At 65.1% G+C, this 6,170-nt stretch carries 6 protein-coding genes; 3 read left to right on the top strand and 3 right to left on the bottom strand.

From position 1 onward, the window contains the following. The 3 genes from EN935_RS18455 to EN935_RS18445 all read left to right on the top strand — a co-directional run. Nucleotides 1-672 (top strand): ATP-binding protein (locus tag EN935_RS18455; RefSeq protein WP_127373500.1); only part of this gene is annotated, 672 nt, incomplete at its 5' end. After that, entirely contained in the window at nucleotides 669-2,060 is a 1,392-nt protein-coding gene (locus EN935_RS18450) for a sigma-54 dependent transcriptional regulator (protein WP_127263526.1), read from the top strand. The genes EN935_RS18455 and EN935_RS18450, both read left to right, overlap by 4 nt. A gap of 68 nt (nucleotides 2,061-2,128) precedes the next feature. Then, nucleotides 2,129-2,554, top strand: coding sequence for a GNAT family N-acetyltransferase (locus tag EN935_RS18445; protein WP_127263528.1), 426 nt, complete (start codon nucleotides 2,129-2,131; stop codon nucleotides 2,552-2,554). On the opposite strand, the gene EN935_RS18440 is transcribed toward EN935_RS18445, so the two are convergent. From EN935_RS18440 to EN935_RS18430, 3 genes are all read right to left on the bottom strand, one after another. Further along, nucleotides 2,555-3,670 carry an anhydro-N-acetylmuramic acid kinase gene (locus EN935_RS18440; protein WP_127263530.1) on the bottom strand — a complete coding sequence of 372 codons (1,116 nt, stop codon included), beginning with the start codon at nucleotides 3,668-3,670 and terminating at the stop codon, nucleotides 2,555-2,557. After that, nucleotides 3,670-4,677: a serine hydrolase gene (locus EN935_RS18435; RefSeq protein ID WP_126068267.1), complete on the bottom strand. Its 1,008-nt coding sequence runs from the start codon at nucleotides 4,675-4,677 to the stop codon at nucleotides 3,670-3,672. Before EN935_RS18435 ends, EN935_RS18440 begins: the two co-directional genes overlap by 1 nt. Next, a partial coding sequence (locus tag EN935_RS18430) for an ABC transporter ATP-binding protein (RefSeq protein ID WP_164771194.1) occupies nucleotides 4,674-6,170 on the bottom strand: 1,497 nt, incomplete at its 5' end. The genes EN935_RS18430 and EN935_RS18435, both read right to left, overlap by 4 nt.

Raw genomic sequence — 6,170 nt, 5'->3', positions numbered from 1 at the left:
AACCGGCTGTCCATCCTCGGCCAGATCGCGGCCGGCGTGGCGCATGAGATCAACCAGCCGGTCGCCGCGATCCGCACCTATGCCGAGAATGCCGGCCGCTTTCTCGACGGCGGCAAGACCGGAGCGGCCAGCGGCAATCTGACGTCGATCGTTTCGATGACCGAACGCATCGGCGCGATCACCAGCACCTTGCGCACCTTCGCCCGCCGGCCGGGTGTCGCCGCCTCGCCGCTGCCGGTGCGCGAGGCGATCGACGGTGCACTGTCACTGCTGTCGGGGCGTATCCGCGATTCCGGCGTGACTATAGTCAAGCCGCGCGGCACCGCGTCACCGGTGGTCATGGCGAGCCGCATCCGGCTGGAGCAGATCCTGGTCAATTTGCTGCAGAATGCGCTGGACGCGATGAAGGACCAGCCCGATCCCCGCATCGAGATCGAACTTGCCGAGCGCGACAACAGGGCGCTGATTTCGGTACGCGACAATGGTCCTGGTCTTGGTCCGGAGGCGGCCGGCAATCTGTTCATGCCGTTCCAGACCACCAAGGAGAAGGGGCTTGGCCTCGGGCTGGTGATCTCGCAGGAGATCGCCCAGGAGCTGGGCGGCACGCTGCGCCTCGATCCCGGCAATGGTACCGGCGCCTCCTTCACCATCGATTTGAGGCGAATAGAATGACGCAGGGATCAGGGCTGGTCGCGCTCGTCGAAGACGACGCGGACCTGCTTCACGCCACCACGCAATTGCTCGAGCTTGCCGGCTTCACCGTGGCCGCGCTCGACGCCGCCGAGGCAGCACTTGCCGTCGTCGACCGGAATTTCGAAGGCGTGGTGGTCAGCGACATCCGCATGCCGGGCATGAACGGGCTGCAGCTGTTCGACCGCATCAAGGCGATCGACCCCGACATACCGGTGATCCTGGTCACCGGGCATGGCGATGTCGATCTCGCCGTGGCCGCCCTCAAGGACGGCGTCTACGATTTCATCCCGAAACCCTATGCCGGCGATCGCCTCGTCGAGGCGCTGAAACGGGCATCGGAGAAACGGCGTCTGGTGATGGAGAACCGCCGCCTGCGCGAAGCCGCGGCACTGGCCGCCGACGGACTGCCGCTGATCGGCGAGGCGCCGGCCATCCGGCGGCTGCGCGAGACCTTGCGCCAGATCGCCGACATGGATGTCGATGTGCTGGTCGAGGGAGAAACCGGAACCGGCAAGGAAGTGGTGGCGGATCTGCTGCACAGATGGGGCCGGCGGCGGGCAAAACCCTTCGTCGCGCTGAATTGCGGCGCGCTGCCGGAGACTGTCATAGAAAGCGAGTTGTTCGGCCACGAGGCGGGCGCGTTCACCGGCGCGCAGCGGCGCCGGATCGGCAGCATCGAGCATTCCAGCGGCGGTACGCTGTTTCTCGACGAGATCGAATCCATGCCGCCGGCGCTGCAGGTCAAGTTGCTGCGGGTGCTGGAAACGCGCAGCCTCACCCCGCTTGGCTCGAACGAGATCCGGCGGATCGATCTCAGGGTCGTCGCGGCGACCAAGGTCGATCTCGGCCGGGAGGACGAGCGCGGCGATTTTCGCGAGGATCTCTATTTTCGCCTCAACGTGGTGACGTTGCGCATCCCGCCACTGCGCGAACGGCGCGGCGACATCCCGATGCTGTTCGGGCATTTCCTCGGCAAGGCGGCGGAACGGTTCGGCCGGCCTGTCGCGAAGGTAAACGCCGCGGTCAGCGATCATCTCCAGTCGCACGCCTGGCCGGGCAATGTGCGTGAGCTCGCCCATTTCGCCGACCGCGTCGCGCTCGGTCTCGGACCGGAGGATGAGACGAAGGCGGTTCCCGCACACTTGCCGGAGCCAGAGGCCACACTGCCCGAACGGGTCGGCCACTACGAGGCGCAACTCATCCGCGAAGCCCTGCGTGACCATGGCGGCGATGTGCGCGGCGCCATCGACGCGCTCGGCGTGCCGCGCAAGACCTTCTACGACAAGCTCAAGCGCTACGGCATTGTCGCGTCCGAATTTCGCAATGGCGGCGATGCGGATGCGCACCCTGTTCGGGGACAGGTATAGACATTGCGCAAGCGCGCTGCTCTTCGTAACGCTTGGTTCGTATCCAGTTGCGCATCTCGGAAGAAGCCATGAAAACAGCACTTGAAACGACAGCAAATCCCTTGCCGGAGGAACTCGCCTTTCTCGGCGAACGTCTGACGGCGTTCAACGACGGCGATGTCGGCGCTTCCGAAAGGAAGGCGCTTGCCGTGTTCGTGCGCGATGAGGAGGGCGCGGTGGTCGCTGGGATTTCGGGCTACACCGCCTGGGGCTGGCTTTACGTGCAATGGCTGTGGGTCGATGAGCGGCTGCGTGGCCGGCACATGGCCGGCACAATGCTGGGCGCGGCTGAGCAGGAAGCCGTTGCGCGCGGCTGCAACAATGCCTGGATTGATACCTTCAGTCCAAACGCCGCCAAGGTCTATCAGCGCCAGGGCTATCAGCCTTTTGGCGCGCTTGCCGATTTCCCCGCTGGCCGCAGTCGTATTTTCCTGCAGAAGAAACTGCTTGCCTGATCAGCCAGCAAGCTTCCCGCCGCGCATCGGTTGCGGCGCGCCGGTGGTGCTCGGGAAGCTGATCGGCAGGCCGCGCAGCACGCGAACCGCGAGGAAGGCAAAGCACTCAGCCTCGACCGCGTCGCCGCTCCAGCCGAGGCTTTCGGCCTGCACCACCTCGACGCCGGCGCGGCTGGCCAGCATTGCCATCATTGTCGGGTTGTGGCGGCCGCCGCCGCTGACCACCAATTTTCTAGGCCGGTGTGGCAGAAGGTCGAGCGCCTTGCCGACGGCGCCGGCGGTGAAGGCGGTGAGCAGGGCGGCACCGTCCTCGACGTTCAGGCCGTCCGCCATCGCGGCACCGAAGTCGAAACGGTCCAGTGATTTGGGATAGGGCTTGGTCATGTAAGGATGCTGCAGCAGCTTGGCGAGCCGGGCCTCGTCGACCGTTCCCGTGCGGCCAAGTGCGCCGTCGCGGTCCATGTCGCCGAGCCCCTTCGACTTGATGAAATCGTTGAGCGGCGCGTTGGCCGGTCCGGTGTCGAAGGCAACGACATTGTCGGCGCCGTCCCACCAGGTGATGTTGGCGACACCGCCGAGATTGAGCACCGCCACCTCGCCACTGGCGCCGGCGCTGCGCATCAGCGCGGTGTGATAGGCAGCGGCCAGCGGCGCGCCTTGCCCGCCGGCGCGCATGTCGGCCGAACGAAAATCGTAGGCAACCTTGGTGCCCACCAGGCCGTGCATCAGCTCGCCGTCGCCGAGCTGCCGGGTCTGGCCGAGACGTCCGACCTGCGGCGCGCGATGCAGCACGGTCTGGCCGTGAAAACCGACGACGCCGATATCGGCCATCGTCATGCCATAGCTTTCGACCAATTCCTTGACCGCCGCCGACTGGGCACGTGTCAGGGCTTCCTCCGCGGTGCGAAAAATCGCCGGCTCCGGCCCAACGAAATTCCAGGCTCTCGCCACCGTCAGCGTCTCTTCCAGCAGCGAGCGGATCGATTGGGGATAAGGCATCAGCCGATAGGTGCCGAAATCCTCGATGCGCTCGCCATCGGTCTTGATCAGGGCAACGTCGATGTTGCCGTCGAGCACGGTGCCGGTCATCAGGCCGACGGCCCAGATTGGTTTCATCATTGAGCTCCATTCATGAGATCACCGACCGCTTGCCGAAGCTGAACGATTCCGCTGTCGAAATGACGTGTCGGATGGATCCTGTTGGTGAGCAAGGTCCAGGCCTTGCCTTTGTCGAAGTCGATCCACAGCCCGGTGCCGGTAAAGCCGGTATGGCCAATGGTTCCCGGGCTGCACAACGTCCCGCCGGACCAGCCCTCATAGGGACGCTCCCAGCCATGGGTGCGGGTGGCGGACAAAGGTGCGCGCATCAGTGCGATCGAACCTTCGGATGCGCCGGTGCCGGTCAGCAGCCCTTGCGCGAAATCGAGGACGGAAGCGGCTGTTCCGAACAGGCCGGCATGCCCCGCACCTTGCAGCGCCGAGCAATTGTCGTCGTGGACTTTGCCGGACAACACGCGATGCCGCCAAGTGCAGTCCTCTGTCGCTGCGGCGACATCGGGCTCCGTTGACCAGGCAAAGCCGGGGCCAGGATCCATGTCGTGGATGGTCTTGCTTGACAGCCGCTCCAGCGCGAAGCCGAGCAGGATGAAGTTGATGTCGGAATAAACGGGATCGCGGGCTCGCCATTCGCGCTGCAGGATGAAGGCGCGCAGCAGCTCGGGATCGCGTCCGTAAGTGTAGATCGGCTCGACCGCCGGAAATGGCGTCTGGTGTCCGAGGCATTGGCGAAACGTCACCTTCCGTTCCCAGGCTTCGGCATCATACTGGCGAAGATCCGGCAGGGCGGAGACCAGCGGCGCATCGAGATCGATGACGCCGTCTTCCCCCAACGCCAGGATGCGCGGCGTGGTGAAGATGACTTTGGTCAGCGATGCCAGGTCGAACCAGGTGTTGTCCTGCATGGGGCGCGGCTTCGGCGCGAGTTGCGCGGAGCCGATTGATCGGATGATACGGCTGCCGCTTTTATCGACAATGCCGAGCACGCCGCCTGGGATTCGCTTGGCGGAAACCGCTGCTGCTAGCGGTTGGAATGCGCGGTCGAAGAGCTGGGCCGCCGCGCTCACGCTTCCGCCCTCGCCATGTGATCCCGCCCAAACTGCTCCCACCTCGCTGGCGCCGGCTCGAACCCCTGTGGGCGCACCAGCGACGGAACCTGGCGCGTGTCGAGCTCGAAATGCTCGTGCCGCCGGTCGATGGTCGGAACCGCGGCAATGAGTTTTTTGGTATAGGAATGCCTGGGCTTTGACAGCACCGAGGTTGCATCGCCGATCTCGACGATCTGGCCGGCATAGATGACGGCGATGCGGTGAGCGATCCGCTCGACGACAGCCATGTCGTGCGAGATGAACAGATAGGCCAGCCCAAACTCGCTCTGCAGGTCGACCAGCAGTTCCAGCACCTTGGCCTGCACCGAGACATCGAGTGCCGAAACCGCTTCATCGAGAACGACCACGGAAGGATTCAGCATCAGCGCGCGGGCGATGCACAGCCTTTGCCGCTGGCCGCCGGAGAATTCGTGCGGGTACCGCTCCAGGCTGTTTTTTGGCAGGCCGACGCGTTTCAGCAGGCTCGCCATCCTGGCCTTCGCTGCAACATTCACCCGGCCGCCGGTGGCGATCACCGGTTCGGCCAGGATGCTCTCGATGCTGAGCCTCGGGTTGAGCGAGGCATAGGGATTCTGGAACACCATCTGCACGGGCAGGGCGCTCTGCTCGGCGGAAGCCTTTCGGGCGCCGACCGAGAAGCTGCCGCGCGTCGACCGCACCAGCCCCAGCACGGCGCGCGCGGTGGTCGATTTGCCCGAACCGCTCTCGCCGACGATGGCCAGCGTCTCGCCTGGCATCAGGTCGAAATCGACGCCGTCGACGGCATGCACCGCGCCGGTGGCGCGGCTGAAGAAACTGCTCTTCAGGGGAAATCGCACCACCAGACCGTCGACCTTCAAGGCCGGTTCCGTGCTTGCGTCCTTGTCGCGCCGTCCGTCCGAACGCGTCGTGCTGCCATTGGTGAAGTGCGGCACGTCCTGCAGCAGATGCTGCGTGTAGGGGTGCTGCGCGTTGTCGAGGATCTGGTTGAGTTCGCCTTGTTCCACGGCCTGCCCGTTCTGCATCACCATCACCTTGTCGGCGATGCCGGCGACCAGGCCGATGTCATGCGTGATGAAGATCATCGACATGCCGGTTTCCCGCTTCAGTTCGGCCAGCAGCGCCATGATCTGCGCCTGCACCGTCACGTCGAGCGCCGTCGTCGGCTCGTCGGCGATGAGCAGGCGCGGATTGCAGGCGAGCGCCATGGCGATCATCACCCGTTGCAGCATGCCGCCGGACAGTTGATTGGGCGTGTATTTCAGCCGCCGCGCGGCATCGGGAATGCGCACGCGGTCGAGCGCATCCTTGGCCGCCGCGGTGGCCTGCCTGCCGGTCAACCCGCGGTGCAGCCGAAACGATTCCTCGATCTGCGAGCCGATGGTCAGCACCGGATTGAGCGAGGTCATAGGCTCCTGGAAGATCATGCCGATCTCGGCGCCGCGAATGCCGGTCAGTTGCGGCTCGGTGGC

Origin of the sequence: Mesorhizobium sp. M7D.F.Ca.US.004.03.1.1, assembly GCF_003998635.1 — a bacterium.
Classification (GTDB): domain Bacteria; phylum Pseudomonadota; class Alphaproteobacteria; order Rhizobiales; family Rhizobiaceae; genus Mesorhizobium; species Mesorhizobium loti.
Note: the sequence above shows the minus strand (reverse complement) of the source record. Positions and strands in the feature narration are given on the sequence as shown.

What these genes read in the sequence shown, in the direction of transcription:
- EN935_RS18450 (WP_127263526.1), top strand. Translation starts at nt 669, where the DNA reads ATGACGCAGGGATCAGGGCTGGTCGCGCTCGTCGAAGACGACGCGGAC.
- EN935_RS18445 (WP_127263528.1), top strand. Translation starts at nt 2,129, where the DNA reads ATGAAAACAGCACTTGAAACGACAGCAAATCCCTTGCCGGAGGAACTC.
- EN935_RS18440 (WP_127263530.1), bottom strand. Translation starts at nt 3,670, where the DNA reads ATGAAACCAATCTGGGCCGTCGGCCTGATGACCGGCACCGTGCTCGAC.